This window comes from Marinobacter sp., from assembly GCF_048266785.1.
Lineage (GTDB): Bacteria > Pseudomonadota > Gammaproteobacteria > Pseudomonadales > Oleiphilaceae > Marinobacter.
Genome location: NZ_JBLWYX010000015.1, coordinates 16,252 through 41,187 on the forward strand (window position 1 = coordinate 16,252; position 24,936 = coordinate 41,187).

Annotated in this window: 25 protein-coding genes and 1 tRNA gene; 9 read left to right on the plus strand and 17 right to left on the minus strand. The window is 55.4% G+C overall.

The window, feature by feature from the left end; genetic code table 11:
* Positions 1-16 precede the first annotated feature (16 nt).
* The 4 genes from rpsR to rnr all read right to left on the minus strand — a co-directional run bounded on the left by rpsR (position 17) and on the right by rnr (position 4,228).
* Positions 17-247: a 30S ribosomal protein S18 gene (gene rpsR, locus ACN0V1_RS17045; protein ID WP_071264330.1), complete on the minus strand. Its 231-nt coding sequence runs from the start codon at positions 245-247 to the stop codon at positions 17-19.
* 25 nt (positions 248-272) lie between these two features.
* Positions 273-713, minus strand: a complete 441-nt coding sequence (gene rpsF / locus ACN0V1_RS17050; RefSeq protein ID WP_417546142.1) for a 30S ribosomal protein S6 — start codon at positions 711-713, stop codon at positions 273-275.
* A 230-nt stretch (positions 714-943) separates the two neighbouring features.
* Positions 944-1,681: a 23S rRNA (guanosine(2251)-2'-O)-methyltransferase RlmB gene (gene rlmB / locus ACN0V1_RS17055; protein WP_417546143.1), complete on the minus strand. Its 738-nt coding sequence runs from the start codon at positions 1,679-1,681 to the stop codon at positions 944-946.
* Positions 1,682-1,696: 15 nt separating this feature from the next.
* A complete protein-coding gene (gene rnr / locus ACN0V1_RS17060; RefSeq protein WP_417546144.1) occupies positions 1,697-4,228 on the minus strand; it encodes a ribonuclease R in 2,532 nt (843 codons plus the stop codon).
* A gap of 253 nt (positions 4,229-4,481) precedes the next feature.
* On the opposite strand from rnr, the gene ACN0V1_RS17065 reads away from it, so the two are divergent.
* Positions 4,482-4,568: transfer RNA gene (locus ACN0V1_RS17065), tRNA-Leu, on the plus strand.
* A gap of 324 nt (positions 4,569-4,892) precedes the next feature.
* Here ACN0V1_RS17065 and ACN0V1_RS17070 read toward each other — a convergent pair.
* Positions 4,893-6,320, minus strand: a complete 1,428-nt coding sequence (locus ACN0V1_RS17070) for a TniQ family protein (protein ID WP_417546145.1) — start codon at positions 6,318-6,320, stop codon at positions 4,893-4,895.
* Between the two features lie 438 nt (positions 6,321-6,758).
* Positions 6,759-7,655, minus strand: coding sequence for an AraC family transcriptional regulator N-terminal domain-containing protein (locus tag ACN0V1_RS17075; protein ID WP_417546146.1), 897 nt, complete (start codon positions 7,653-7,655; stop codon positions 6,759-6,761).
* 182 nt (positions 7,656-7,837) lie between these two features.
* Here ACN0V1_RS17075 and ACN0V1_RS17080 point away from each other — a divergent pair, with 182 nt between their 5' ends.
* From ACN0V1_RS17080 to ACN0V1_RS17090, 3 genes are all read left to right on the plus strand, one after another.
* Positions 7,838-8,062 (plus strand): alcohol dehydrogenase catalytic domain-containing protein, encoded by a 225-nt coding sequence (locus ACN0V1_RS17080; RefSeq protein ID WP_417546147.1) that lies wholly within the window; start codon positions 7,838-7,840, stop codon positions 8,060-8,062.
* On the plus strand, positions 8,059-9,060 hold the full coding sequence (locus tag ACN0V1_RS17085; RefSeq protein ID WP_417546148.1) for an NAD-dependent epimerase/dehydratase family protein: 1,002 nt from the start codon (positions 8,059-8,061) through the stop codon (positions 9,058-9,060). The genes ACN0V1_RS17080 and ACN0V1_RS17085 overlap by 4 nt, the downstream gene beginning before the upstream one ends.
* A gap of 104 nt (positions 9,061-9,164) precedes the next feature.
* Complete coding sequence (locus ACN0V1_RS17090) at positions 9,165-10,541, plus strand: NAD-dependent succinate-semialdehyde dehydrogenase (protein WP_417546149.1); 1,377 nt, start codon at positions 9,165-9,167, stop codon at positions 10,539-10,541.
* A gap of 270 nt (positions 10,542-10,811) precedes the next feature.
* Here ACN0V1_RS17090 and ACN0V1_RS17095 read toward each other — a convergent pair whose 3' ends face one another.
* Both ACN0V1_RS17095 and ACN0V1_RS17100 read right to left on the minus strand, forming a co-directional pair.
* Positions 10,812-11,885 (minus strand): hypothetical protein, encoded by a 1,074-nt coding sequence (locus ACN0V1_RS17095; RefSeq protein WP_417546150.1) that lies wholly within the window; start codon positions 11,883-11,885, stop codon positions 10,812-10,814.
* Positions 11,886-11,907: 22 nt separating this feature from the next.
* Positions 11,908-12,702 (minus strand): SDR family NAD(P)-dependent oxidoreductase, encoded by a 795-nt coding sequence (locus tag ACN0V1_RS17100; RefSeq protein WP_417546151.1) that lies wholly within the window; start codon positions 12,700-12,702, stop codon positions 11,908-11,910.
* Between the two features lie 125 nt (positions 12,703-12,827).
* On the opposite strand from ACN0V1_RS17100, the gene ACN0V1_RS17105 reads away from it, so the two are divergent.
* A complete protein-coding gene (locus ACN0V1_RS17105; protein WP_417546152.1) occupies positions 12,828-13,838 on the plus strand; it encodes an AraC family transcriptional regulator in 1,011 nt (336 codons plus the stop codon).
* Positions 13,839-14,148: 310 nt separating this feature from the next.
* On the opposite strand, the gene ACN0V1_RS17110 is transcribed toward ACN0V1_RS17105, so the two are convergent.
* From ACN0V1_RS17110 to mpl, 3 genes are all read right to left on the minus strand, one after another.
* Positions 14,149-15,288, minus strand: a complete 1,140-nt coding sequence (locus ACN0V1_RS17110; protein ID WP_417546153.1) for an acyl-CoA dehydrogenase family protein — start codon at positions 15,286-15,288, stop codon at positions 14,149-14,151.
* Between the two features lie 85 nt (positions 15,289-15,373).
* Positions 15,374-16,057 (minus strand): flavin prenyltransferase UbiX, encoded by a 684-nt coding sequence (locus tag ACN0V1_RS17115; protein WP_417546154.1) that lies wholly within the window; start codon positions 16,055-16,057, stop codon positions 15,374-15,376.
* 24 nt (positions 16,058-16,081) lie between these two features.
* The gene (mpl, locus tag ACN0V1_RS17120; RefSeq protein ID WP_417546155.1) at positions 16,082-17,476 is read right to left on the minus strand and encodes a UDP-N-acetylmuramate:L-alanyl-gamma-D-glutamyl-meso-diaminopimelate ligase; all 1,395 of its coding nucleotides are present in this window, start codon (positions 17,474-17,476) and stop codon (positions 16,082-16,084) included.
* Between the two features lie 163 nt (positions 17,477-17,639).
* Here mpl and ACN0V1_RS17125 point away from each other — a divergent pair, with 163 nt between their 5' ends.
* Entirely contained in the window at positions 17,640-18,902 is a 1,263-nt protein-coding gene (locus ACN0V1_RS17125) for a 6-phosphofructokinase (RefSeq protein WP_417546156.1), read from the plus strand.
* Between the two features lie 93 nt (positions 18,903-18,995).
* Here the strand turns inward: ACN0V1_RS17125 and ACN0V1_RS17130 are convergent, their stop codons facing one another.
* Positions 18,996-19,250 (minus strand): GrxA family glutaredoxin, encoded by a 255-nt coding sequence (locus ACN0V1_RS17130; protein WP_417546157.1) that lies wholly within the window; start codon positions 19,248-19,250, stop codon positions 18,996-18,998.
* Between the two features lie 208 nt (positions 19,251-19,458).
* Here ACN0V1_RS17130 and ACN0V1_RS17135 point away from each other — a divergent pair, with 208 nt between their 5' ends.
* Positions 19,459-19,902, plus strand: a complete 444-nt coding sequence (locus ACN0V1_RS17135; RefSeq protein WP_417546158.1) for a YqaA family protein — start codon at positions 19,459-19,461, stop codon at positions 19,900-19,902.
* Here the strand turns inward: ACN0V1_RS17135 and ACN0V1_RS17140 are convergent.
* The gene (locus ACN0V1_RS17140) at positions 19,842-21,287 is read right to left on the minus strand and encodes an ABC1 kinase family protein (RefSeq protein ID WP_417546159.1); all 1,446 of its coding nucleotides are present in this window, start codon (positions 21,285-21,287) and stop codon (positions 19,842-19,844) included. The two genes, ACN0V1_RS17135 and ACN0V1_RS17140, sit on opposite strands and share 61 nt — an antisense overlap.
* 238 nt (positions 21,288-21,525) lie before the next feature.
* On the opposite strand from ACN0V1_RS17140, the gene ACN0V1_RS17145 reads away from it, so the two are divergent.
* Positions 21,526-21,762 carry a hypothetical protein gene (locus ACN0V1_RS17145; RefSeq protein ID WP_417546222.1) on the plus strand — a complete coding sequence of 79 codons (237 nt, stop codon included), beginning with the start codon at positions 21,526-21,528 and terminating at the stop codon, positions 21,760-21,762.
* On the plus strand, positions 21,707-21,832 hold the full coding sequence (locus tag ACN0V1_RS17150; protein ID WP_417546160.1) for a hypothetical protein: 126 nt from the start codon (positions 21,707-21,709) through the stop codon (positions 21,830-21,832). The genes ACN0V1_RS17145 and ACN0V1_RS17150 overlap by 56 nt, the downstream gene beginning before the upstream one ends.
* Here the strand turns inward: ACN0V1_RS17150 and lipB are convergent.
* The 4 genes from lipB to ACN0V1_RS17170 are packed head-to-tail and all read right to left on the minus strand — an operon-like array spanning position 21,829 to position 24,907.
* On the minus strand, positions 21,829-22,473 hold the full coding sequence (lipB, locus tag ACN0V1_RS17155; protein ID WP_417546161.1) for a lipoyl(octanoyl) transferase LipB: 645 nt from the start codon (positions 22,471-22,473) through the stop codon (positions 21,829-21,831). The genes ACN0V1_RS17150 and lipB overlap by 4 nt on opposite strands.
* Positions 22,474-22,478: 5 nt before the next feature.
* Entirely contained in the window at positions 22,479-22,748 is a 270-nt protein-coding gene (locus ACN0V1_RS17160; RefSeq protein ID WP_417546162.1) for a YbeD family protein, read from the minus strand.
* 31 nt (positions 22,749-22,779) lie between these two features.
* The gene (locus tag ACN0V1_RS17165; protein ID WP_417546163.1) at positions 22,780-23,958 is read right to left on the minus strand and encodes a D-alanyl-D-alanine carboxypeptidase family protein; all 1,179 of its coding nucleotides are present in this window, start codon (positions 23,956-23,958) and stop codon (positions 22,780-22,782) included.
* 49 nt (positions 23,959-24,007) lie between these two features.
* Positions 24,008-24,907: a septal ring lytic transglycosylase RlpA family protein gene (locus ACN0V1_RS17170; protein ID WP_417546219.1), complete on the minus strand. Its 900-nt coding sequence runs from the start codon at positions 24,905-24,907 to the stop codon at positions 24,008-24,010.
* Positions 24,908-24,936 lie beyond the last annotated feature (29 nt).

Below are 24,936 nucleotides of genomic sequence, written 5' to 3' on the forward strand. Positions count from 1 at the left end.
CCTGTCTATCTGTTACTTAGTTATCGTGGCTGTCCGAGTACGGCAGCAGTGCCAGAAAGCGGGCCCGCTTGATAGCGGTTGCCAACTGACGCTGATAACGTGCTTTGGTGCCAGTGATACGGCTGGGCACGATTTTGCCGGTTTCAGTGATGTAGCCTTTCAGGGTGTCCAGATCCTTGTAATCGATCTCTTTAACACCTTCCGCCGTGAAACGGCAGAACTTGCGACGTCTGAAAAAACGAGCCATAACGTAACTCCTCAACTCCGGTTAATTACTCTTCTTCGTCCTGGGTTTCAGCTTTCTGATTATCATCTTGACTGTCGTCTTGACGCTCATCAGATTCAGCTGAACGACGCGGGCGATCCTCTCCGCCGGAACGACGGTCCTCACGGGACTCAGCGGCTTTCATCGGAGAGATATCAGCAACGGCTTCATCGCGACGCAGAATCAAGTCGCGAATGATGGCATCGTTGAACCGGAAGTTGTGAGTCAGCTCGTCCATCGCTGCCTGTGAACATTCTACGTTCATCAGCACATAGTGAGCTTTGTGAATCTTGTTGATCGGGTAAGCCATATGACGACGGCCCCAATCTTCCAGGCGATGTACCTTGCCGCCATCTTCAGTGATGACGCTGGTATAACGCTCGATCATCGCGGGCACTTGCTCGCTTTGATCCGGGTGTACCATAAACACGATTTCGTAGTGACGCATGAGTTCTCCCTACGGATTGAACAGCTTTCCTTAATTCGCGGACTGGCCGGGAAGCAAGAAAGCAAGGAGGTGGCAGCCTGGGCCGCCGGTTTTTTGCTTTATCAATAAGACCTTACAAGAAAAGCCCGATCAAAAGCGAGACTATGCATGCCTGATTAAAAGCAATACAAAACCTCCCCCTTGGAAAAGGGGTGACGCATTCTAGGCGGACACAGCCTTCTGTGCAAGAGTTAACCAAGACGCTGGCGCAATGCTTCGTACAGACAGACACCGGTCGCGACGGAAACGTTGAGACTGTCTACATGCCCCAACATGGGAATATTGATGAGCTGATCGCAGTGCTCCCGCGTGAGCCGGCGCATGCCCGTGCCTTCGGCACCCATAACCAACGCAACCGGGCCCTTGAAGTCTGCCTGATACAACGTGGCCTCGGCTTCACCAGCGGTACCGATCAGCCATACCCCCTGGTCTTTCAGGGTGCGAAGAAACCGCGCCAGATTGGTCACGCGAACAAAAGGCACAGTCTCCGCAGCGCCGCAGGCAACCTTTCGAGCCACCGCTGTCAGCGACGCCGATTTATCTTTCGGCACGATAACAGCCTGAATACCAACTGCATCACAGGTGCGCATGCATGCGCCCAGGTTGTGCGGGTCGGTTACGCCATCCAGTACAAGCAAAAAAGGGGGTTTGTCACTTGTCGCAAGCTGGGTTAGAAGATCGTCTTCCGTCCATTCGCGGCTTTCAGTAACCGCAGCAACCACACCCTGGTGGACTCCGCCAACGCGCTCATCCAGCTCCCGACGATGGACAACAGCCCACTTAACCCCCAACTCATCCAGAGAATCGGTGATGGTTTTTACTCGCTTGTCCTGCCGGCCAGTCTGAATCCAGACCTGCTGCAACCTTCCTGGCTCGCGCTTGAGGACAGCCTCAACCGCGTGCCAGCCAAATACAAATTCTTCGGACACTGGTTCGGCTTCCTGTTATTTGTCTATCTTGCGCGGCTTCCGCGGCTTGCTGGCACCGGCTGGCTTGCCAGGGCCTTTTTTCGGTTTTTTGCTGGCCTCACGGGCGGCTTCAGCGGCCAGCTGCGCTTTCGCACTGGCTGGCTTACCTGCTTTTTCAGTTTTTACGGCCTTTCCAGTTTTTGCGCCTTTTGCAGACTTGCCAGCGCCGGTTGAACCACTCCGGCTCCGGCTTTTATCCGTGCGCTTGCCATTCTTCCCACGAGTGTCACGCTTGGCCACATCCAGAGCATCCCGATCCGCTTGCCGACGCTTCGGCTCACTGACCAACTCCAGATCGATCTTGCGGTCTTCCATACCAACCCGCGTCACTCGAACTCTTAGCTCGTCACCCAGGCGGAAGCTGACCGCTGTGCGCTCGCCAATCAGGCGGTGTTTAGCCGAATCATGGTGGAAGTAATCACCGCTGAGGGTCGAAACATGCACCAAGCCTTCGATATACACACCAGACAACTCGACAAAGAACCCGAACGGCACAACGGCGGCGATAACCCCGTCAAACTCTTCTCCGACGTGATCACTGAGAAACTCGCATTTGAGCCACGCCATGACATCACGAGTGGCGTCATCGGCGCGCCGCTCAGTCATCGACACGTGCTCGCCCAACTGCTCCATGCGGGCATAATCGTAAGGATATTGCACCAGCTCCGGATCAAAGACGCGCGGTGACACAACGTCCTTTGAAACTTCGGGGTTATGAATCCGCGATTTGATAGCCCGGTGCACCACCAGATCCGGGTAGCGTCGAATCGGGGAGGTAAAGTGGGCGTAACTCGGAAAGCCAAGGCCAAAGTGACCACTTTCTTCCGGGCTATAGACCGCCTGACTCAGCGACCGCAACATAACCGTCTGGATCACATTGGCATCTGGCCTGTCTGTTATCTGGGCTAACAGCGCCTGATAATCTGCCGAAGTCGGCTTGTCTCCGCCACCCAGCTGCAGCCCAAGCTCACCCAGGAACAAACGCACCGAATTGAGCCGCTCTTCCGAGGGGCCATCGTGCACGCGGTAGAGTGCTGGCATTTTATGTTTCTTCAGGAAGCGCGCCGCGGCCACGTTGGCACACAGCATGCTCTCTTCCACAATCTTGTGAGCATCGTTACGGTGCACCGGCACAATTTCTTCGATTTTGCGCTCGGCATCGAAAACAATTTGGGTTTCCGTGGTTTCAAAATCAATAGCACCACGTTCCGTTCGCGCTTTACGCAGCAGCTTATAAAGATCGTACAGGTTATGCAGATGCGGAAGCACATCCGCGTACTGGGCAGACAACCGATAACCCGGCTCTGAATCTGGCCGCTCAAGCATGTCGCTGACTTTGTTATAGGTCAGCCGCGCATGACTGCGCATCACCGCCTGATAGAAAGTGTACCCACTGATATTGCCAGCAGCGCTGATGGTCATATCTGCCACCATGCACAGGCGATCAACGTCCGGGTTCAGGGAACACAGGCCATTGGAAAGCTTCTCCGGAAGCATGGGCACCACGTGGTCCGGGAAGTACACCGAGTTGCCCCGGCGCAGGGCCTCTTCATCCAGAGGCGAGCCGGTGCGTACGTAATGGGATACATCGGCTATTGCCACGACCAGGCGATAGGCACCACGGCCCCTCGGTTCACAATATATGGCGTCGTCGAAATCCCGCGCAGTCTCGCCATCGATCGTCACCAATCGCATATTGCGGATATCCACACGATTGGCTTTGTCTTTCTCTTCCACTTCCCCTGGAATAGCCGCTGCCTGGGCGCCCACCTCCGTTGGCCAGCTATGGGGAATATCGTAAGAGCGGATAGCCACATCAATTTCCATACCCGGGGCCATATGCTCCCCCAGAATCTCAGCAATCTTGCCCGTGGGCTTGCTGCGCATTGTGGGCTGGCGCAAAATATCCACAACGACATACTGACCGTGATAAGCCTCACCAATATGCTCTTCCGGCACCAGCACTTCGTGGTTGATCCTGGCATTCTCGGGTACCACGTAGGCGATACCGCTTTCATTAAAAAAGCGCCCGACGGTCTGGTGTGTGCGATGTTCTATAACATCAACGATAACGCCTTCACGCCGACCACGATCATCAACCTTGTCTACCCGTGCGGCAACCCTGTCACCGTGAAACACCATGCGCATCTGGCGTGCGGTAAGAAACAGATCAGACCCACCATCATCCGGCACCAGAAAGCCGAAGCCATCTCTGTGACCAATAACCCGACCGCTGACCAGATCGGCTTCCTCAATCGGAAGGAACGCGTCGCGACGGTTACAAATAAGCTGACCATCCCGGCACATGGCAATCAGGCGCCGCCTGAGTGCTTCGATACCTTCCGGAGTTGTCTGGCCAAGCTCGGAACACAACGTCTCGTGTGTTGCCGGCGCCCCACGGTCTTTCAGGTGCGCGAGAATGAATTCCCTACTTTGAATCGGGTTATCATAGTTTTGAGCCTCACGGCCCGCGTGGGGGTCTTTGTGTTTTTTATTCCTGGAAACCATTAAAATCCTTGCTAAATGCGGCGCCACAGCGGCGCTGTTCATATTCGTTTGCGATATAGTATACGTTGGTACGGATCGACTGCCTAACAACCCACCCTTTATAAGCACAAATACGTGCCGCCCAATTACTGAAAAAACGTTTGACAGCTACAGTCGGAATTATTAAAGTACGCGCCATCTGATGAAGTATACCTTCATATTTGGCAGAAACGCCTAGTTTTCAACAAACTAACGGTAAATCTGCAAATCACCTGCCGAGGTGGTGAAATTGGTAGACACGCTAGCTTCAGGTGCTAGTGCTCGCAAGGGCGTGGAGGTTCAAGTCCTCTCCTCGGCACCATTTCTCTTCCTGAGAAATGCTGAATTGTCATCTGAATCATAACTTTTCCGTGATGGAAAATTTATTGTTCTCGGACAGTACCAATGGACTGACCACGAATCACTGTCACCCCGGCGCAGTTCATTGAATGTCATCTGAATTCGCTCACTTACAGCACTTGCCCCCTTTCGGAAAAGTTATGCTTCCACACCTACCACCCTCAAATCTCGATAATTGAGGAAATTTTATGGTTCATAATCTGGGCCAAAAAAGTTCATCGCATTCGACCTGTAAGCTCAAGCCAACGTCTGAAAAGAATTCAGGAAAAGCATTCTCTTAAAGTCTTCACTTAACGAGCCCCAGCTTCCTCTTGGCCTTTTGGGCACTTGCTTGGTAACGGCCGGAGAAAACGTCCGGGATTGCCTCCTTCCGAATCCTAGCGATCTCCGTCATCGAAAAACGCTTTTGCAGATCCTCCGAGAGGTAGACACCGACGTTACTCCAGCTTGGGGCCTCTCCGTCCTCATAGACCATTTGAAGCGACACATAAATTTCAGCCTTCAGGAGCTCGGTTCTTGATACGCTCAAGTCATCCAAGTACTTCTTGTAGATCTCTGAGATTGTTTTGACCTTTTGGCCGAACAAGGACTCAAGATAACCAGAGGAGACGCCCAGCGTGGAGGCGATTTTTGCGCGCGAATAGGGCTTTACTTTGCCGGAAATAATTTGATCGAGGTAACGATCAATCCGTTCAATTGCAGCAGCGCTCCTGACCTTCCTTGCACAGGGCTGATCGTCATGAAGTATTTCTCCATCAACCACTCGTAGCTCTCTTTCAGAGTCCAGCTCTCTGCGAGCCCATTGGATTTTCGATCGACTTCGTTTGTTTGATTCGATGATTTCAGATGCGCTCATACGCCTCATCAGAACATCTGCCCAGGGCACCTTTAGTTTGCCACAAACGCGCTGAACACTTTTGAAAGCTGGTTTCGTTTCCCCCGTCATCCAGCGCTCTACACAATGCCTGTCCATTTTAAGGAACTCAGCAAATCGCGGGATTCCTTCAGCGGAGAACATATAGGCAATTTGCCGCAATATGGACTCAAGGCTTTCAGTTTCAGCGTTAGCTTGATCGACAATTCCCAGTACGAGGGAGGAATAAACCTCACTTTCTTTGCAGTCGACATCCGCTCGTTTCGATAGAACGCTCTCCGTTAGTGATTGCTCACAGTGATGACAGAATCCCACCTTACATTTGGTGGAGAGGTAGGGCTGAGCTTTTAAGCAATGCTGGCAATAATCCCTGAGCTTGCATCGGTGCTTCACACAATGCGAGACGCCTTGCAAGCTCCAGGCGAGGCGATCGTACTGGCCTCCATTCGAATGATCTTCGTGATAGCAAACGGGACACCACTGCTTGGCCTTTCTGATGAATCCGCGCGCGCTATGATCAATCTGATCATGAAGATGGACAAAGGTCATAGCCGCGACCAAATGACTGGCAAGGCCTGCCTGCGTCGCGACACTTTCTACGATGGCGGCCGTTTTGGGAGTCAGTGAATTAAAGCTCGTCGCTATTTCATGATTCAGAAATCCAGCGGACTTTCCGGGGTCCATCAAACTACTGATCAGCAAAGAGGGCTTAACCGAGTGGTGCCAGGCGAGACGCCCGATGTATGACGTCAGGGACTCGATGTGTTCTCCCTCTCCTCTAATCACAATCGGCCGGAGCGTGCTACGCGCAGCTGAACTGAGATACTCTTCATGATGCATTGATCGGATCCCTTTTTGGCTTCCTGACACCAGGATGGGAAGGGGAAGTTCCGGCCTTTTTTTCTTTCACTGGGCTTGAGGGTGCGGGACTGCGCATTCCAATGAATTCACTCTTCAACTCATCAATATCGGGCTGATAGAAGCTCGCTTCACCCTCTTTGATTTCCTCGATAATCCTCTGAATATCCCTGATATGGGTGATTTTATCGAGCGACCCTTAAGAGAGGCAGTGGCGGCCTATCATCGAGTGAAAGAGGGCGCTTCTGAAAAGATTGTCCTGATTCCCTGACCAACAGGATCTAGGTTGGTCGAACTGGGACCCGATCCTGATCGCTCAGTACGTGTATTGGATTCCGATGGGGTTCTGCTACCGACACTTATCGTCGACCTTGGCTGTATCCGGCCATTGGAGAAGGCAACAACTCCCAAGCGAACGGTTCATGAGGCTTGCAGCGCACGTTCCTCCTTGCGATGACGCAGAGGCGGGGTGCCGAAGCAACGCTTGTAGTCACGACTGAACTGGGAAACGCTGTGATAGCCGACCGCCTCGGCAATCTGATTCACGTTGTGAGCTTCCTGAACAAGCAGTTGCTGCGCCTTGATCAGACGCAGCCGCTTGAGATATTGCAGTGGAGAGGCCTGGGTGACCTGCTTGAAGTGCTTGTGAAAAGCCGAGGGACTCATGTTGGCCTGGTGAGCCAGAGCTTCTATCGAGACCTCCTCCGCGTAGCGGGCATGCAACTGTGACAGCACCTGGACGATTTGCGAATAGTGGCCCTGGTGATGCACCAAGGCGCGAAGGGCGGCCCCTTGCTGTCCCTTCAAGGCCTCGAATAGCACGTCGCGCTCCCGCTGCGATCCCATGGCCGCGATCTCAAAGGGATCATGCAGTGTCTGCAACAGTCGGACCACAGCGCCGTGCATGCCGTGGGTCATCGACACCGAGTCCATGGGTACAGGCGATTCCTCATCCTTAACGTCGCGCTCTCCCATGGCCGTGACCAGTTCCACCAGCAGCGCCGGATCGAGGCGTATCGATACGCCCAGTAGCGGCGACTCGGGCGACGCATGGGTCTCGCATTCGAAAGGTAGCGGCAGCGTCTGTACCAGATATTGCCCTGGACCGTAGTGAATCTCGTGATTGCCGAGGTAGCCGATCTTGTAGCCCTGGGCGATGATATTCAGGCTTGGTTCGTATATCAGTGGCGTTCGTGGGATGGGTCGACGTAGCGCCATCAGCGTCACCGATGGCAGTGATGTCCTGATGTAGCCGTCATGCTCGATCAGCGGCGCGATCAACTCGATCAGGACATCGGTCGATGGGGAGGCAGGCATCTTGAACTCCTTGATTCAGCACGGGACGATTATGCTAATTATACCCTCATTAATCCTTGGGGGCGCCTTGATTTAGTAGAAACGTGCAAAAATCCCGCAGGAATGTTGATGCCATTCGCTGGCTGCATTTCCTATAATGCTTGTCATTGTTCTGGCATTCACACCAATCGAAGAGACCTGCTATGAGTCAGACCCGTGCTTATGCGGCGCATGCCGCCGACCAACTTCTGGCGCCCTTCAATTTCGAGCGTTGCCAGCCGCGCGAAGACGACGTCGCCATTGAAATCCTCTATTGCGGCGTTTGCCACAGCGACCTGCATTTTGCCCGCAACGACTGGGGCGTGACACACTTTCCCATCGTGCCGGGACCGGTCATCAATTTCCCTATTCGGGGTGTGCAATCATGAACAAGCAATCCACGACGTTGTGTGTCGCCGGCGGCAGCGGCTTCGTCGGCTCGAACATCGTCAAGACGGCGCTCGCAGCCGGTTACCGCGTCAACGCCACGCTGCGCGATGCCAGCGACGACAGCAAAACGCGTCACCTCCAGGCGCTCCCCGGTGCGTCTGAGCGGCTGACGTTGTTCTCGGCCGAGATGACCGACACCCACAGCTTCGATGAGGCCATGGCAGGCGCAGACGGCGTATTCATCGCCAGCCTCGCGCCGCGCCATAGCGGGCCGGACGGCACCCCGGCCAGCGAAATGGACGACGAGCAGGGCTGGCGCGACATCATCCGACCGACCGCTGACGGTTGTCTGGCAATCATGCAGGCCGCAGCGCGTGCCGGCACCGCGAACGTGGTGATCTGCAGCAGTACCAGCAGCACCAATCCGCCCGAGCCGATAGCGGTGAAAAACGAGCTGGACGCCGTATCGGATGCCGAAGAGCAGATGAGCCGCAAAAAATACACGGCCGCCGAAAAGACCGTGATGGAACGCGAGGCCAAGGCCTTCGCCGCCGATAACTGCCAGCGGCTGGCGATTCTGCTACCCACGTTCATGCTCGGCCCAACGGTGCTGCCGCAGCATCTCGAACGCAGCTTGCATGCCAGCCTGGCTTCAATGGTCGAGGGACGAAAAGGCCAGCACGAAACGGTGCCCAGTGGCTCCATTTCCATGGCCCATATCGACGACGTGGCCACACTGTTTCTCGCCGCCTATGAACAGTCGGCTGCCGAAGGGCGTTATTTCGCGGTCTACGACAGCTGGACCTGGGCCGACATCTACTCCGCCCTGGCGCCGCACGTGCCCGAAGCTGGTCTACCGGCGCCATTGACGGGCTCGGCAGAAGAGCCGACACAGTTCGATTTCACCCGGCGCGACAGCTTGGGTGTCACTTTCCGCGATATACCCACGACGCTCGCCCAGACCGTCGACTGGATAAAACAACGGCCGTTTGGTTAAGTGCGAAGCAGGGCGACGGACCCTGCGCACCCTGACTCCAAAACTTACGTCAGAACCCCGTTCCAGACGGGTTCTATGAACCATTGCAAAAAAGGATGAATGACATGGCAAAGACACATCAGACCATCAATCCGGCCACCGGCGAGACCATCGCCACCTATGAAACGCTCAGCGACGACCAGGCATTACAAGCGCTCAAGGAATCCCATCAGGCTTTTCTTGAATGGCGCAAGACCAGCTTAGAGGAGCGCGGCAACATCCTGCGTGAAATCGCCAAGCGCCTGCGGGCCAACAAGGATGAGTACGCCGCGTTGATGACCCGGGAAATGGGCAAGCCGATTTCCCAGGGCGGCGGTGAGATCGAGCTGTGCGCCGCCATCTGCGAATACAGCGCCGACACTGCGCCCAAGGCGCTGGCCGACGAGGAACGCGAACTTGAAGGCGGCCGTGCACTGGTCAGCTATCTGCCCACCGGTGTGATTCTAGGTATCCAGCCCTGGAACTTCCCGTTCTATCAGGTAATTCGTTACAGCATCGCCAACATCATGGCGGGCAACACCGTGCTGCTCAAGCACGCCCCCAATGTTTGGGGGTCGGCGGTGGAGATCGAGAAGGTCTTCCGCGAAGCCGGTCTGCCGGAGAACGTGTTCCGCAATCTGCTCATCGACGCGGACCAGGTCGGTCAGCTCATCGAGCACGAATACGTGCGCGGTGTAACTCTCACCGGCAGCCCGAAGGCGGGCGGCGCCGTGGCAGCCAAGGCAGGTGAGTGCCTGAAGAAGACCGTACTGGAGTTAGGCAGCAACGATGCCTTTATGGTGCTGGCCGATGCGGACATCGATCTCGCGGTCGAGACTTGCGTCCAGGGCCGTATCTACAATAACGGCGAAACCTGTGTGGCGGCTAAGCGCTTCATCGTGGTGGATGCGGTCTATCAGGAATTCCGCGACAAGTTCGTCGAGAAGATGAGCCAGGTCGAATACGGTGACCCGACCAACGAGAACACCAAGCTTGGCCCGATCGCCCGTGACGATTTGCGCGAAACCCTGCACGACTTGGTCAAGCGCTCCATCGACGCCGGTGCGACTTGCGTATTGGGCGGTGAAATCCCCGACGGTCCAGGCTACTTCTACCCCAGCACCGTGCTGGAAGACTTGAAGCCAGGAATGCCTGCCTATGACGAAGAGCTGTTCGGCCCGGTGGCGTCGTTGATTCGTGTGAAGGACGAGGACGAGGCCATTCGCGTCGCCAACGATTCCCGCTACGGCCTGGGTGGCGGCATCTTCTCCAAGGACGAAAAGCGTGCCATCCATATTGCTCGCAACCTGTTCGAGACCGGCATGGTTAACATCAACGGCTATAATATTGCCCAGCCGCAGCTGCCCTTCGGCGGTGTCAAGGACAGCGGTTACGGCCGTGAGCACGGCGGTTTCGGCATGAAGGAGTTCGTTAACGTCAAGTCGATAATGATCGTGGAGTGATTCTCCTAACACTCGTGCTTGCAAGCTAGTGCACGAGAGACCCCCAGTACGCCCGCGCCCGTAGAGCGCGGGCGTACTGGTATCCGTCCTCAACATTCAGTTAGCACCAATTAACGCTCGCCATCAATTGTTTGCCCGACGCTTCCTATACCAGCCGATCACGCCAGATTCTCCACGACGACGCGTATGCCCGAGAATTGCATGCCAGGATTGATGAACCGACGGTTTCGGATCGATTCGTTTCTTGTCAGAGACAGGCGACTGTGCGTTTCATTGTATTCTGCCAACGCTAGCGGGTAGATAGAGCGCACCATGTCTGGCTTCGCCAACATAGAACGCCGACGAGGTTCCCGGGAACGCCCAGAACGGCGTCATTTCAGAGGACGGAAAAACATTGGGGAAGCGCTGGTCGCGCAGCGATGGCCCGGCAATGGTTTTTTCCTGAACCATGGAAATGTACTGGTCGATGGAGTTTTCAAGCGTATTGCCGTTGATGATTACCTCGGTGCCGATGGTTTTGGCATAGGTCGCGACGCCACTGGCTGTAGAAAGTTGAGGGGCGTAGGAATCCACGCTGACACCGTTTTCACTGGTCACCCAAAGTCCTTCATCGGTATGTACCACGATGGAATGATTCCCCTCAGTGTGGCCAGGTGTGTGAACCAGTGCGACACCATCGCCCAGCATGATGGAGCCGTCGAATTTGATGATTCTGTCATCCCTGATCCCTGCGATGCCGTTGGGGCAGTACCAGTCCGCCTGATACGGGTTCAGATCCAAAGCTGACTCCCATTCACGCCAATGCACCAGAAGCTTGGCATTCGGAAATAACGCCGGTTCCTGATCGGTCCCGAGCCACCGTCGCACATCCTGGGTGTGCAGGTGGTCGTAGGTGATGTAGTCGATGTCTTCCGGCTTCAGGCCGATGCTGGCGATGATCTCCGGAACGGTGCTTTGCCGCTGGGTGATCAATTTGGTGAGAAAGTCCGGGTTTTTGTCCTGCAGGCGTCGGAAGAACGGCGTTTCCCCGCCCCTTTCGTGGTCGGAGGGTGAGACCAGAAGAGTCTTTACGCCGTCGGGGGTGTCGAACTGCACCACAAACAGCCGATTCTGGATGTGCATAAATCCCACCCACTTTTCCCGGGAAAAGGCGTTGCGCAGGCCGAAACGGGACGGGTAAGGAACCTTAATCAGATCAAAAGAGCGAAAGTAGCGAGCCTTGGGCCCGGCCAGCATGGCGGCACGGAACGTTTCAGCTGCAGCGCGTGTGTCTCCCACCCGGGCCTGCTGGCCGTGAGCGTCGCGCGACTGGTCAAAATCGGTGATTTGCTTGAACGTGGTCATGTTTATTTCCTCGCTGCGTTCATCAGAAGTTGTCGGAACTGAAATTCTTGCGGCCGCGGTTAAAGGCGCGTCGGGTCATGTATAAAAAGAGGCCGGGCATGAGGTTGCAAATCTTACCCACGATGCCTTCATGCCAAGGTAAGAAACACTCCAGCGGGCGTTTCGCGAGTACCGGGCCCAGGATTGTTTCAGCCACTTCTTGCGTGGTGAGGGCCCGTAGCCCGGAAAAGGTCAACGCGGCGTTGTCGTCGCCCCGCTGTTGTTCCAGCATGCCAGTTTTGACCGGGCCAGGGCCTACCAGGGAGACCGCAATGCCATGGGGGCGAAGATCGCCGGCGGCAGCAATGCTGAACCCCCGCACCGCAAACTTGCTGGCGGCGTAGATAGTAGTGCCTGATGTGGCATACAGAGAGGCGATAGAGCCGACATTGATAATGTGGCCTTTGATGCCATGGGCGATCATGTGTGCGGCAGCGGCGTTGGCACCCAGAATGGCACCCTGCACATTCACGTCCAGCATCAGGTGAACGTCCTCACCCTTAAGGTTGCCCGTACGCCCGCTGCGCAATACGCCGGCTACGTTTGCCAGTACGTCAATTGTTTGGCCTTCGCTCTCAAGCTTTCGGATCAGGCTGCGCCATTGCCCTTCGTCGCGCACATCCAGGGCTTCGCTGCGCACGGACGGCTGGTTTTCCCAGCGCTGCTTCAGCGCCGTAATATCTAGATCGGTCGCGATAACCTTGTGCCCTTGTTGAGTGGCCAGCTCTGTAACGCTGGCACCGATCCCGTTGGCTGCGCCGGTAACCAATAGCTGCATGTTTTCATCCTCGGAACTTATTTGTAGTCGGGCTACTTTGGCTAAATGGTGAACCGGTTGCTTGACATGGGCTGCCATCGATTTAACATCTTGCGCCAAAGCGGTTGCCTGACATCGAGATGATAATGAGTGCTCCACATCGACGCCGTGTGCCGGCCAGTTTTGCTCTTGCTCTTTACGAGCACCTGGACGCAAAGCGGCTGAACAGCGACGCATTGCTGCCACATCCCAGGCCGCCGGCAGACACTGCCTTGAATGCCGATTTGCCGATCGATGACTGGCGTGCGCTGCTGGACTGTGCAGCGAGCCACCTGAATGACCCACTGCTCGGGCTCCATCTGGGACAGACCCTGAGCCTCCGCCACGTCGGTGTGCTGGGCTACATGATCATGGCCTCGCGGAATCTGAGAGAGGCGTTGAGTCGCCTGAACCGCTATCAACGGCTGGTTTATGACGTAACCCCTATGGAAATTCGGGCGAACGGTGATGGCGTAGCGCTTGTATGGGATGCCGAGCATGGTAGGCCGGGCCCCTTGGTTGATGAAACCGCGATAACGGCTTTGGTGCACCTGTGTCGGGGGCTGACACGCCGGGAATTTGCCCCGACCTATGTTTCTTTCATCAACCCAACGCCCACCAGTATTCGGGAATATAGGAATTTTTTCGGCTGTCCTGTGGATTTTGAACAAGTCGATACGGTGATACACCTGGATGCACAGACCCTGCTGGAACCTCTTCAGAGTGCGGACCCGGCCATGCTCGCCATGCTGGAAGAGCAGGCGGAATCACTGCTTGCGCGCTTGCCTGACCAGTCGCCGCTGATTGATGAGGTGCGTCGTCGCGTTGGAAGGCTATTGCCGGAAGCCAATCCGGAGATTGCCTCGGTTGCAGAAAGCATGGACCTGTCCGTTCGCACCCTGCAACGACAACTGACGGCGGCCGGCACCAGCTTTCTAAAAGAGGTGGCGGCAGTGCGACAGGAAATAGCTGAACGCTACCTGCGCGAGACCAGGCTGGGGTTAGTGGATATTGCGTTACTACTGGGCTATTCGGAGCACAGTGCGTTTACCCGAAGCTTTATTCGCTGGACGGGGATAACACCACAGGCTTACCGGCAGCGGAATGCCTTGCGATAAGCGGAGGCATGTATCTTTAGAGAGGCCTTACCAATGTTCGCTTTTGTTTAAGGCGTGCGTTTTGAGCCCGCAGTATTCAGGAACGTGCCTCACCAAAATCTGGGCGCTCGCGCCAGACTATAGTTGCGTCATTATTAACCGTGAGTTGGCTCTGTAGTGGAAAATTTATGCTTCAAAATTTGGAAAAGTTATGGGTAAAACCACATGAATCTCCAAAATCCGTTTCTCCCGAACTTACCCCAGATGAGACCAGGAATTACAGCCGATTCCTTGCCTGCCTGCAGTCTCCGGGGCTCTTGCGGAATGCAACTTAAAATGCCCGCGCAACGATCTCTTTCATGATTTCGTTGGTTCCGCCGTAGATACGCTGAACCCGCGAATCAGCCCAGGCGCGGGCAATCGGGTATTCCCACATGTAGCCGTAGCCTCCATGCAACTGCACGCACTCATCCATCACCCGGCACTGCAGATCCGTCGTGTATTGCTTCAGCATCGCGGCGGTTGGTATGTCGAGCTTTTTCTCCAGGTGAAGCTCCAGACAACGGTCGGTGAACACCCGGGCGGCGGTGATTTCTGCTTTCATCTCAGCCATTTTGAAACGGGTATTCTGGAATTTGATCACCGGCTTGCCGAAGGCTTTGCGCTCTTTGACGTAATCAAGCGTCCACTGCCAGGCCGCTTCTGCGGCGGCGATTGCGGTAAGGCCAATCTGCAGGCGCTCTGCAGGAAGCTCCTGCATCAGTTGCATAAAGCCCTGCCCTTCCATGGAACCAAGCAGATGAGTGACCGGGACTTTTACGTCCTGGAAAAAAAGCTCGGAAGTATCCTGAGCCTTCATACCGACTTTGTTCAGGTTCTGGCCTTTTTCAAAACCTTCCCATGCGGCTTCAACCAGTAGCAGGCTGATGCCTTTTGCGCCTTCTTTCGGATCGGTTTTGGCAACAACGATCACCAGGTCGGCCATCTGGCCGTTGGTTATAAAGGTTTTGGAACCGTTTAAAGTGTAGTGGTCGCCATTCTTTATTGCCGTGGTTTTCACACCCTGAAGATCAGAACCGGCACCCGGCTCGCTCATGGCAATTGCGGTGATAATTTCACCAGAGGCCATTTTGGGCAGGTAATGCGTTTTCTGCTCTTCCGAGCCGTACTTGAGAATGTAGGGTGCAACAATATCGGAATGCAGAGTCCAGCCGATACCGGAAAGCCCGGCCCGCGAGACCTCTTCCATCACAACCGCGCTGTAACGGAAGTCAGCGCCAACACCGCCGTATTCCTCGGGCATGGTCGGGCACAAAAAACCCAGTTCGCCGGCCTTCTGCCACAACTCGCGGCTGACCTGGCCATCCTTCTCCCACTGCTCGTGGTATGGCGCAGCTTCCTGCTCAAGGAATTTCCGAACGGAATCCCGAAAACCGTCAAGGTCAGCGTCGAAGAGCGTACGTGGAATCATGGTGAACCTCAGTCAGTGAACAATATTGTTATTGGCGTTCACCAAGTCTCTGCCGACAGGCGGGTTTGCTCAATGGTTAAAACCATCAATCGTGCTGGCCAAAACCATCGATGCGATCCACTTTGGCGCTAACCCGGGCCTCGCCCCATCGGGGTATCAGATCCTGAGGCAGGCCCAGATGGTCGAGAATACGGGCGACAATAAAGTCCACAATATCCTGCACCGACTCAGGCCTATGGTAGAACCCCGGGCTGGCCGGCATGATGACAGCGCCCATGCGAGTGAGCTTCAACATGTTTTCCAGGTGCACTTCGGAGTATGGCGCTTCGCGGGGCACCAGAATCAGTTGGCGCCGCTCTTTAAGTGCTACATCGCCGGCGCGCTCAATCAGGTTGTTACTGGCACCGGTGGCCAGCGCGGAGAGGGTTCCGGTACTGCAAGGGCAAACCACCAGAGGTGCTTTTTCGCCAGACCCGGAAGCGGGGGGAGAAAACCAGTCTTCGCGGCCAAATACCAGCACCTGGCCGGGCTCGGCAGAGGCGTATTCAGACAAGGTTTTTTGCATGGCCGGCGGAGTTCCCGGCAGCTTCAGGTCGGTTTCTGTCGCAATGACAATCTGCGCGGCCTTACTGATCATCACGTTAACCCGGCAGCCCGCAGCCACCAGACACTGCAGAAGGCGCAGGCCGTACTGGGCACCGGAGGCGCCGGTGAATGCCAGATTGACTGTTCGCCTTTTCGACTGATTGTTCGTCATGGTTTCCGTCATCTTTATGGTTCCCTGAGTGCCGGATCAGCCATGGATACGTTCAAGTTCTGCGACGAGCTTACCGTGAATGCCACCAAAACCGCCGTTGCTCATGATAACAATGTGGCAGGGACTTGGCAGGCTTGCCATCACCCGGTCAGTCAGCGCCTCTGTGGTCGATTCAACACTGTGTTGCCCGGATTCCGGATTATCCGATTGCCACGCTGACACCAGCTCCGGCAACCAGTCCATGTTGTTCAGATTGGCCCAATAGACCCTGTCTGCCAAAGCTGCACTTGGCAGTAACGTATGCTGATGAACACCCTGCTTCATCGTGTTGGAACGGGGTTCGATGAGGGCGATAATCGGCTCCTCCCCCACCTGATTACGCAAGCCGTCCAGCGTGGTCGCTATTGCCGTGGGGTGGTGGGCAAAATCGTCGTAGACACGCACCCCGCCGATATCCGCAAGCAGTTCCATACGGCGCTTTACACCAGAGAACCGGCACAGCGCGGCTACCGCATGGTCCGGCGTTACGCCCACGTGCCTTGCCGCCGCAATAGCTGCCAAAGCGTTGCGAACGTTATGCATACCGGTCTGGCTCCACTTCACGACAGCAACTGGTTGCTCATGGTGGATAACCATAAACCGGCTACCATCCTCAGACAGCAGTTCGGCGCGCCAGTCGGCGGCACCCGCTATCTCGCTACCAATCGCTATACCCTGAACCGGGCTCCAGCATCCCATAGCCAGCGCTTTATCCAGGTGCGCATCCAGGCTCGGGCGGATTATCAGCCCCTGAGACGGAACCGTGCGAACCAGATGATGGAACTGACGCTCAATCGCTTCGACGTTGTCAAAGATGTCGGCGTGATCAAACTCAAGGTTGTTCAGAATCAAAGTATGCGGGCGGTAATGGATGAACTTGGAGCGTTTGTCGAAGAAGGCACTGTCGTACTCATCCGCTTCAATGACGAAAAAGTCACTGTTCCCGAGGCTGGCCGATACCGAAAAGTCTTTGGGTACACCACCCACCAGGTAACCCGGCGCAAGCCCTGCCTGATCAAGAATCCAGAGCAGCATAGCGGTGGTAGTGGTTTTACCGTGGGTGCCCGCCACAGCCATAACCCAGCGATGCCTGAGCACTTCCCGGGCCAACCACTCGGGGCCGGACATATAATCAATGTTGTGATTCAGTACCGCCTCTACCTCGGGGTTACCCCGGGACATGGCGTTGCCAATCAGCACCAGGTCGGGCTTCGGCTGCAGATGCTCAGCACGGAAACCGTCCATCAGGCTGATACCCTGCGCCTCTAACTGGGTACTCATGGGCGGATAGACACCCTGATCAGAGCCTGTAACCGTATGGCCAAGCTCCCTTGCCAGAACAGCCAGGCTGCCCATAAATGTGCCACAAATCCCCAGGATATGAATATGCATTCGCCGACTGTCCTCTGCGTTTAAACCCGACAAGCCTCCCGTATCCACCTCACTCCGTCAAGACGTCAAGAACAAAGCCCTCCGCATTTCTTGCCATGAAAATCGTCAGCATTTGGCGTATCATCTGCGCCATTATTGAAACTGCAGGAGACTCCACCCCGAGATGGCCATCAAGAACGCATTCTACGCTCAGTCCGGCGGTGTTACCGCCGTCATCAATGCCAGTGCCTGCGGGGTTATCCAGACCGCCCGCCAGCATCCGGACAAAATTGGCAAAGTCTTTGCCGGGCGCAACGGCATTCTGGGCGCACTGAACGAGGAACTGATTGATACCAGTCTCGAAAGTGATAAATCCATTCAGGAGCTGATCCACACTCCGGGCGGTGCTTTCGGCTCTTGCCGCCATAAACTGAAAAACTTTTCAGAAAACCGCCGCGAATACGAGCGTCTTATCGAGGTGTTCCGCGCCCACGATATTGGCTACTTCTTCTACAACGGTGGTGGTGACTCCCAGGATACAGCCTACAAAGTCTCACAGATGGGCGAGAAGATGGGCTACCCCATTACCTGTATTGGTGTTCCCAAAACCGTAGATAACGACCTGCCGTTTACGGACTGCTGCCCGGGTTTTGGCTCTGTCGCCAAGTACATTGCCACCTCTACACTGGAAGCCAGCCTGGATATCCAATCCATGTGCGAAACCTCCACCAAGGTGTTCATTCTTGAAGTGATGGGTCGCCACGCCGGCTGGATTGCCGCTTCTGGCGGCCTGGCTGGTCAGAGCGAAGGCGAGCCGCCCCATATTATCCTGTTCCCGGAAATTCCGTTTAACCGCGAAGCGTTTCTGGCGCGAGTTGAGTTCTGCGTGAAAGAATATGGTTACTGCGTGGTGGTGGCCTCGGAAGGTGCTCAGTACGAAGACGGCCGGTTTCTGGCAGATGCCGGCGCGAAAGATGCCTTTGGGCACACGCAGCTGGGCGGCGTAGCACCAGCACTGGCCAACATGGTCAAACAGGCACTCGGGCACAAATACCACTGGGCGGTAGCAGATTACCTGCAGCGCAGCGCGCGTCACATCGCTTCTGCAACGGACGTTGAGCAAGCTTACGCCGTTGGCAAGGCTGCCGTGGAAATGGCCTTGGCTGGCAAACAGGCCGTTATGCCCACCATCGTGCGTGTGCAGGCAAAGCCCTACATCTGGAAAATTGGCGAAGCCCCCCTCAGTGAGGTGGCCAACCAGGAAAAGAAAATGCCGATCCATTACATCACTGATGATGGCTTCGGTATTACAAAAGACTGCCGGGATTACCTTGAGCCGCTGATTGCCGGTGAGAGCTTCCCTCCGTTTGACAACGGTTTACCCCGGGTTGCGAAGCTGAAAAACACTTTGACAGAAAAGAAACTGAAAACCGACTTTCAGTTCTGAGCAATACTCCATCGCCCACTGCATTTTGGGCCATCCGAAAAAGGCCCTGCAGCGGTTTTTCTGCAGGGCCTTTTTACATCTTCAAAACGTGGCTCAGTGAGCTTTTTCCGCTTCCAGTGCACGCACGTAAGCGGAAAACTCGTCATAACCGCCAATGTACCTGTCACCCACAAGAATTTGGGGAACGGTATGGACAGGGCGGCCAATCTTGTCAGCAATGTCTGCCTTCGTCATATCATGTTCGATCATGTCGACCCAGGTATACGGCATGTTGCGAGACTCGCACAGGCTCTTTGCGCGCACGCAGAACCCGCAACTTGAACGGCCGTAAATCGTTACCTGCTCCATAAAACCTCCCGAATAGTTGTCCCGGAGCGATTCCCGGGAGTGTAAAAAGGGTTGTGCAAAAGGGGTGTTAAAAATCTTTGAATCATGATGACATGTTTACGGACTATTAAAAATTGATGCTTTGAATGGCCGCCATAGTACCGGATCATACATAGAGCCTTTTCGCTTACCGAAAGGAGCAAATCCCCATCACCACAAGGAGAACTTCGTGGTCTACCTGACACTGTTTCTGACCTCTTTTGCCGCAGCCACGCTGCTGCCGGCGTATTCGGAAATACTGACAGGCACGCTGGTTGTTCAGGGATACCCTATGCTGTGGCTGTGGTTCTGGGCCACGCTTGGTAACACTCTGGGGTCTGTGGTTAATGGCGTCATTGGCAGGCAGGTGGACCGCTTCAAACACAAACGCTGGTTTCCCCTGAGCGAGACACAGCTGCATAAAGCCAGGAACAGCTTCAACCGTTACGGCCAGTGGTCTTTGCTTCTGGGCTGGCTGCCCCTGGGTGGCGACGCGCTGACACTGGTCGGCGGAATCATGCGCGTGCCTTGGCTGAACTTCATTGTGCTTGTGGGTATCGGTAAAGGGCTGCGCTATGCCTTTGTGATCTGGCTGGTCGCTGAAGCATCAGGCATATCATCGCCCTCACCGTAAAGGTACTTGCGCAGCAAGGGTTCGCCATTGAACTCCGAGTAAAGCACGGCAATAAAGGTATACACCCCAATGAGTTTGCGGTTGAGAAATACAAATTCACTGGGCGGCACCCGGAAGTAGCGGCTTATGGCTGACCGAGCCGCCTGCCGGGCCACTCTCGATGGCAGATCACTTTGCTTCCAGCGGTACTGACCTTTACTGTTTACAGCGTAGTCTGGCCAGCTTCCGTGATCACTGGACAAGGGCTCCAGAACAGACATACACACCTGCCCAAACGTTTCCAGCACCTCCTTCGGCCAGTCTGTGCTCATGAAACGCAGTTTCACCCCTCCGTCGATCACGGCATCAAGATCATCCTCGTAAGAGCCCTTGATCATCTGGATTACCGGGTCAAGAAACTCTCTTGAGTAGATCTGTACCGCGCCGAAGTCCAGCAGCACGATGCGATCATGCTCCGCGCCTTTACCGTCTTCTCCGGCAATCCGAATGCGGTAGTTCCCGAAGTTGGGGTCTGTCTGGATCTCGCCCCAAACGAACAACTCCCGGAAAAAAAGCTCCAGAGCCGCCTTGCCCAGATCGCTGCGGCGCTCAAGCGACAAGTCACGCACCAGGACAGAATTGACAGAGTGGCCATGTTCGTAAGTCGAGGCGATCACCTGGGCAGAGGAATACTCCGGCAGCACCCGGGGAACTATAAAACGTGGATCATCTAAGAGCATCTGGCGAAACTTCTCGGTGGTGCGCGCTTCCAGGCGATAATCGACCTCTCTGTGCATCATCTGCCTGACTTCTTCCAGCCAGTCTTCAAACTCAGGCCCAAAACTCACCAATCGCGCCACTCTGAGCAATTGCGCCACCGCATTCAGATCGCTGTCTACAGCATCTGCAACACCGGGGTACTGAACCTTGAGCACGAGTTCCAGGCCATCGCTGCGCCGAACGGCGCGATGTACCTGCCCGAGGGAGGCTGCCCCGATTGGCTCTATATCTATATCCAGCTCTGCCAGTTGCTCGCTGCCCAGCTCTGCCTTGAGCACACGCTCTATGGCAGACCACTCAAGGGATGTGGTCTGGTCTTCCAGGGTATGCAATGCTTCAGTGACTTCTTCAGGCAGGAAATGTTCACCGTAAAGCGCCATTACCTGGCCGATTTTGACCACACTGCCTTTCAGCTTGCCCAACTCATGTACCAGAAAACGGGCCTGTTTGGAGAGCATGGCACGGTGGCGCTCATCCCGGGCTTCCTTGCTGCTGAACCAGTTGGTGGCCATGTGCGAAGCCATTCGTGTTCCTGCAAAGAGCCCTGCGCGAGTCAGGCTCAGCCGACGTTCGAAGCTGCCGGTCTTGATGCGGGAGACTGATTTACCTGGGCGTCTGGAAGACATGTATAACCTGTCTGAATCGGAGAATTTAACCACCCTGAATGAATCGCTGATTTGATCCCTTTAACGTAACAGCACCAGGCGGCTTCGACCATTATACGGACACTGTAACTACCTGACCTACCGGATTCGACCGGTATTTCCCGGCCAAGCGGCCATTGCTTATTAACCGCAGCCAGTTTATATCTGCTCCACGCATCCAGAAATGCCCTGATTACTATCAAAAGAACCCGTTCAACCTATGTCGAATACCGCACCTGATATCCCGGCCCAAGAGCAATCGCAGTTTCGGGTCAAGGGCGACATACCCATCCCTGTTCTGATTAACTGGCTGAGCATTGCCGCCGTGCCGCTACTGGCATTTTTCGCATGGCGTTCACTCGGTCGGGGAGAAGCCCGTGCATTGCACGGTAAGCACTGGAGTGGCAATTATCAGAGGATCAGAATCTGTCGACAAGCTGCTTCAACGTTCAGATGAAGCTCTGTATCGTGCAAAAACTCTCGGGCACAACCGTGTTTGCGCGCATCGGGATGGCGCGTCCGCTTAATTCCCCCAGCCCTCACGATAACTTACTGCGATATCGCCCAGACCCACAACCAGTTGGGCCGCCAGGCGCTTTTCAATATCATCAATGGGCGCAGTGGCAACAAAATCGCTGACTTGGCACATGGCCAAGCCGGCATAGCCACAGGGGTTGATCCTTCGAAAGGGTTCCATATCCATGTGGACATTCAGCGCCAGACCATGAAAGGAGCATCCACGCCGTACCCTAAGCCCGAGGGACGCGATTTTCGCGTCACCGACGTAAACGCCCGGCGCGTCTGGCCGGGGTTCCGCGGTAATGCCGAGCTCGGCCAACGTGCCAACAAGAGACTGCTCAATAACATCAACCAGCGCCCTCACCCCCATCCTGCGGCGAGACAGGTTGATCATCAGATAAACTACCAACTGCCCTGGGCCGTGGTAAGTTACCTGCCCCCCCCGGTCCACCGGAATCACCGGAATGTCGCCGGGCGCCAGAATATGTTCGGCTTTGCCCGCCTGACCCTGCGTATACACCCGCGGGTGTTCAAGGCACCAGAGCTCATCGGTTGTGCTGTCGCCTCTGTCCGCCGTGAAGCTTTTCATAGCCTCCCAGGTTTCCAGATAGGGCTGCTGCCCCAGTGACCTCACTATCAGTTCAGACATCAGGCTTACAACACCATGTGCACGCGGCCACTGGCCTTGAGGTCTTCGAACAAGGCTTTTAATTGCGGCTCGCCGGTGGCTGCGATGGTCAGCCGGATCGAGCAGAACCGCCCCCTGCTGCTGTCGTTAACCGTAATATCGGCTTCACAGACTCCTGGTGCGTGCTGCTCAATAATCCCCAGGACAACCTCCCGGAAATCCGGTGCGGAATCACCGATCACCTTGATGGCATAGTCGCAGGGAAATTCAATTTTTGGTGCTTTCGGCTCACTCATGCCGTTTCACTCCCGGGCCAGTTCGCCCTCACTAAAATAACTGAATAAAAAACAGCTTGATAGCATCCCAGATGCGTTTGAACAGGCCACCCTCGGGGACGTCTGTCAGCGCCAGCACAGGCTGGTCTATCAGCACCTCGCCGTTAAACGATACCTTCACACGCCCGAGCTCATCACCGGCCTGAACCGGCGCCTTGATCACCGCATCCAGATCCACCGTGGACTCCAGGCTGTCACGGGATCCGCGGGGAATGGTTACAAAAGCGTCTTCAAGCATGCCTACAGAGAGCTGATCTGACTGACCGCCCCATACCTCGGCTTCTATCAGTTCCTGGCCGGCGCGGAACAACCGCTCGCTCTCGAAGTAGCGGAACCCGTAGTTCAGCATTTTCTGAATTTCCTGGGACCGCGACTGTGAACTGCTGGTGCCCATAACCGTGGCGATGAAGCGGGTATCGTTGCGTTTCGCAGAAGCAACAAGGCAATACCCGGCTTCTTCCGTATGGCCGGTTTTCAGGCCATCAACACTGTCATCGCGCCACAGCAAGCTGTTGCGGTTAGGCTGCCGGATATTGTTGTAAGTAAAGTGTTTCTCCGCGTAGATCGGATAGTTTTCCGGGTAGTCGTTAATAATTGCACGGGCCAGAACGGCCAGATCATACGCGGTGGAAAAGTGATCAGGAGCAGGCAGGCCCGTGGCGTTCTCGAAGTGGGTGTCCTTCATGCCCAGTAGCTGAGCCTGCTGGTTCATGATATCAACGAACGCTCCCTCACTGCCGGCAACAAATTCCGCCAGCGCAACCGATGCATCGTTACCGGACTGGATGATGACGCCTTTGAGAAGATCCTCTACGGATACGCTGGTGCCTTCTTTGACAAACGTACGGGAACCTTCTGTTTTCCAGGCCTTTACGCTGATGGGGACCATGTCGGACATGTTGATCCGCCCCTCGTCCAGCTCACGCTCGACAATATAGGCCGTCATCATTTTGGTCAGACTGGCCGGTGGCAGCCGCTCGTTACTGTTCTGCTCCATAATAATGCGACCACTTTTCGGATCCATGAGCACGTAAGAACTGCCAGCAATCTGTGGCGGAGACGGAATCAGCACTGTCTGGGACATGGCGTTGGTTGATACTGAAAGCATCAACACAAACGCGAGAGACGCTGAGATAAAGGAGAGCGAGCGAAAAACTGATTTTAGTGCCATGGGTCCATTCATTCGTCGTTAAGTGTGTTTTTTATGTCTGGCCTGACGCTCAGTGAGAGTCGGTCATTACAATTGACTGCGAAAACCCTCGTGCTTCCAGCAGGCTCTGGGTCTTGCGCGCACTGCCCTCATCCTGAAACGGCCCAACCTGTACCCGGTGAAAACGCCCGGAAGCGGTGTCTACGGAACGCACCCGCACGGGGTTATCTAGAGAGCTGTTGAGCACGCTACTGGCTCGAACCTGCAGTTTCTCTGCGGGGTCACGACTGCTGAACGAACCCAGCTGGACAAACAGGCCGCCGTTGGCATCCTGCCGATCGTTTGCGGCCACAGCATCGTCGGTCCCTGGAACGGGCTGAACAGTCGGCTGCCCATCGGGCGCAAAGGGCTGGCCAGCAATGAACATACTGCCATCAGGCTTGACCGTAATCGATGCTACCTCTACCCGGGCGGTTCCGCGCGACTGATAACCCAGTTTCTTGGCGGCCGCATAGGACAAGTCGATCAATCGATCTCCATGAAACGGCCCTCGATCATTAACCCGAACGATCACTGTGCGGCCATTATCCAGATTGGTCACTCTTGCGTATCCCGGAATCCTCAGGGATTTATGGGCGGCAGACATCTCATACATGTCGAAGATCTCGCCGTTAGACGTTTTGTGGCCATGAAACTTTTCGCCATACCAGCTTGCAGTGCCGCGGGCGACATAACCGTCGTTACTGTCCATTACGTTATAATGTTTGCCCCAAACCGTATAAGACGATTTATTTCCGGCCCTGACCGGCGCCTGGTATACGGGTACGGCATCTGACAACCCGGATACATCAAAGTTTCCCGTGGGCGCTCTGTCCTGGGTAATCGTATAACGCGATGAATGATCGGTTCCGGCCGGCGCCGATGTCGGAGACGATGCGCAACCGGTCAGTACCGAAGCTGCCGATACCATCAGCCATAAATGTAAATAATTTGATACCA

Excerpts from the sequence above, each read along its gene's own strand:
- rpsR (WP_071264330.1), bottom strand. The coding sequence starts at position 247 with ATGGCTCGTTTTTTCAGACGTCGCAAGTTCTGCCGTTTCACGGCGGAA.
- rpsF (WP_417546142.1), bottom strand. The coding sequence starts at position 713 with ATGCGTCACTACGAAATCGTGTTTATGGTACACCCGGATCAAAGCGAG.
- rnr (WP_417546144.1), bottom strand. The coding sequence starts at position 4,228 with ATGGTTTCCAGGAATAAAAAACACAAAGACCCCCACGCGGGCCGTGAG.
- ACN0V1_RS17070 (WP_417546145.1), bottom strand. The coding sequence starts at position 6,320 with ATGCATCATGAAGAGTATCTCAGTTCAGCTGCGCGTAGCACGCTCCGG.
- ACN0V1_RS17075 (WP_417546146.1), bottom strand. The coding sequence starts at position 7,655 with ATGCCTGCCTCCCCATCGACCGATGTCCTGATCGAGTTGATCGCGCCG.
- ACN0V1_RS17080 (WP_417546147.1), top strand. The coding sequence starts at position 7,838 with ATGAGTCAGACCCGTGCTTATGCGGCGCATGCCGCCGACCAACTTCTG.
- ACN0V1_RS17085 (WP_417546148.1), top strand. The coding sequence starts at position 8,059 with ATGAACAAGCAATCCACGACGTTGTGTGTCGCCGGCGGCAGCGGCTTC.
- ACN0V1_RS17090 (WP_417546149.1), top strand. The coding sequence starts at position 9,165 with ATGGCAAAGACACATCAGACCATCAATCCGGCCACCGGCGAGACCATC.
- ACN0V1_RS17095 (WP_417546150.1), bottom strand. The coding sequence starts at position 11,885 with ATGACCACGTTCAAGCAAATCACCGATTTTGACCAGTCGCGCGACGCT.
- ACN0V1_RS17100 (WP_417546151.1), bottom strand. The coding sequence starts at position 12,702 with ATGCAGCTATTGGTTACCGGCGCAGCCAACGGGATCGGTGCCAGCGTT.
- ACN0V1_RS17105 (WP_417546152.1), top strand. The coding sequence starts at position 12,828 with ATGAGTGCTCCACATCGACGCCGTGTGCCGGCCAGTTTTGCTCTTGCT.
- ACN0V1_RS17110 (WP_417546153.1), bottom strand. The coding sequence starts at position 15,288 with ATGATTCCACGTACGCTCTTCGACGCTGACCTTGACGGTTTTCGGGAT.
- ACN0V1_RS17115 (WP_417546154.1), bottom strand. The coding sequence starts at position 16,057 with ATGACGGAAACCATGACGAACAATCAGTCGAAAAGGCGAACAGTCAAT.
- mpl (WP_417546155.1), bottom strand. The coding sequence starts at position 17,476 with ATGCATATTCATATCCTGGGGATTTGTGGCACATTTATGGGCAGCCTG.
- ACN0V1_RS17125 (WP_417546156.1), top strand. The coding sequence starts at position 17,640 with ATGGCCATCAAGAACGCATTCTACGCTCAGTCCGGCGGTGTTACCGCC.
- ACN0V1_RS17130 (WP_417546157.1), bottom strand. The coding sequence starts at position 19,250 with ATGGAGCAGGTAACGATTTACGGCCGTTCAAGTTGCGGGTTCTGCGTG.
- ACN0V1_RS17140 (WP_417546159.1), bottom strand. The coding sequence starts at position 21,287 with ATGTCTTCCAGACGCCCAGGTAAATCAGTCTCCCGCATCAAGACCGGC.
- ACN0V1_RS17145 (WP_417546222.1), top strand. The coding sequence starts at position 21,526 with ATGTCGAATACCGCACCTGATATCCCGGCCCAAGAGCAATCGCAGTTT.
- lipB (WP_417546161.1), bottom strand. The coding sequence starts at position 22,473 with ATGTCTGAACTGATAGTGAGGTCACTGGGGCAGCAGCCCTATCTGGAA.
- ACN0V1_RS17160 (WP_417546162.1), bottom strand. The coding sequence starts at position 22,748 with ATGAGTGAGCCGAAAGCACCAAAAATTGAATTTCCCTGCGACTATGCC.
- ACN0V1_RS17165 (WP_417546163.1), bottom strand. The coding sequence starts at position 23,958 with ATGGCACTAAAATCAGTTTTTCGCTCGCTCTCCTTTATCTCAGCGTCT.
- ACN0V1_RS17170 (WP_417546219.1), bottom strand. The coding sequence starts at position 24,907 with ATGGTATCGGCAGCTTCGGTACTGACCGGTTGCGCATCGTCTCCGACA.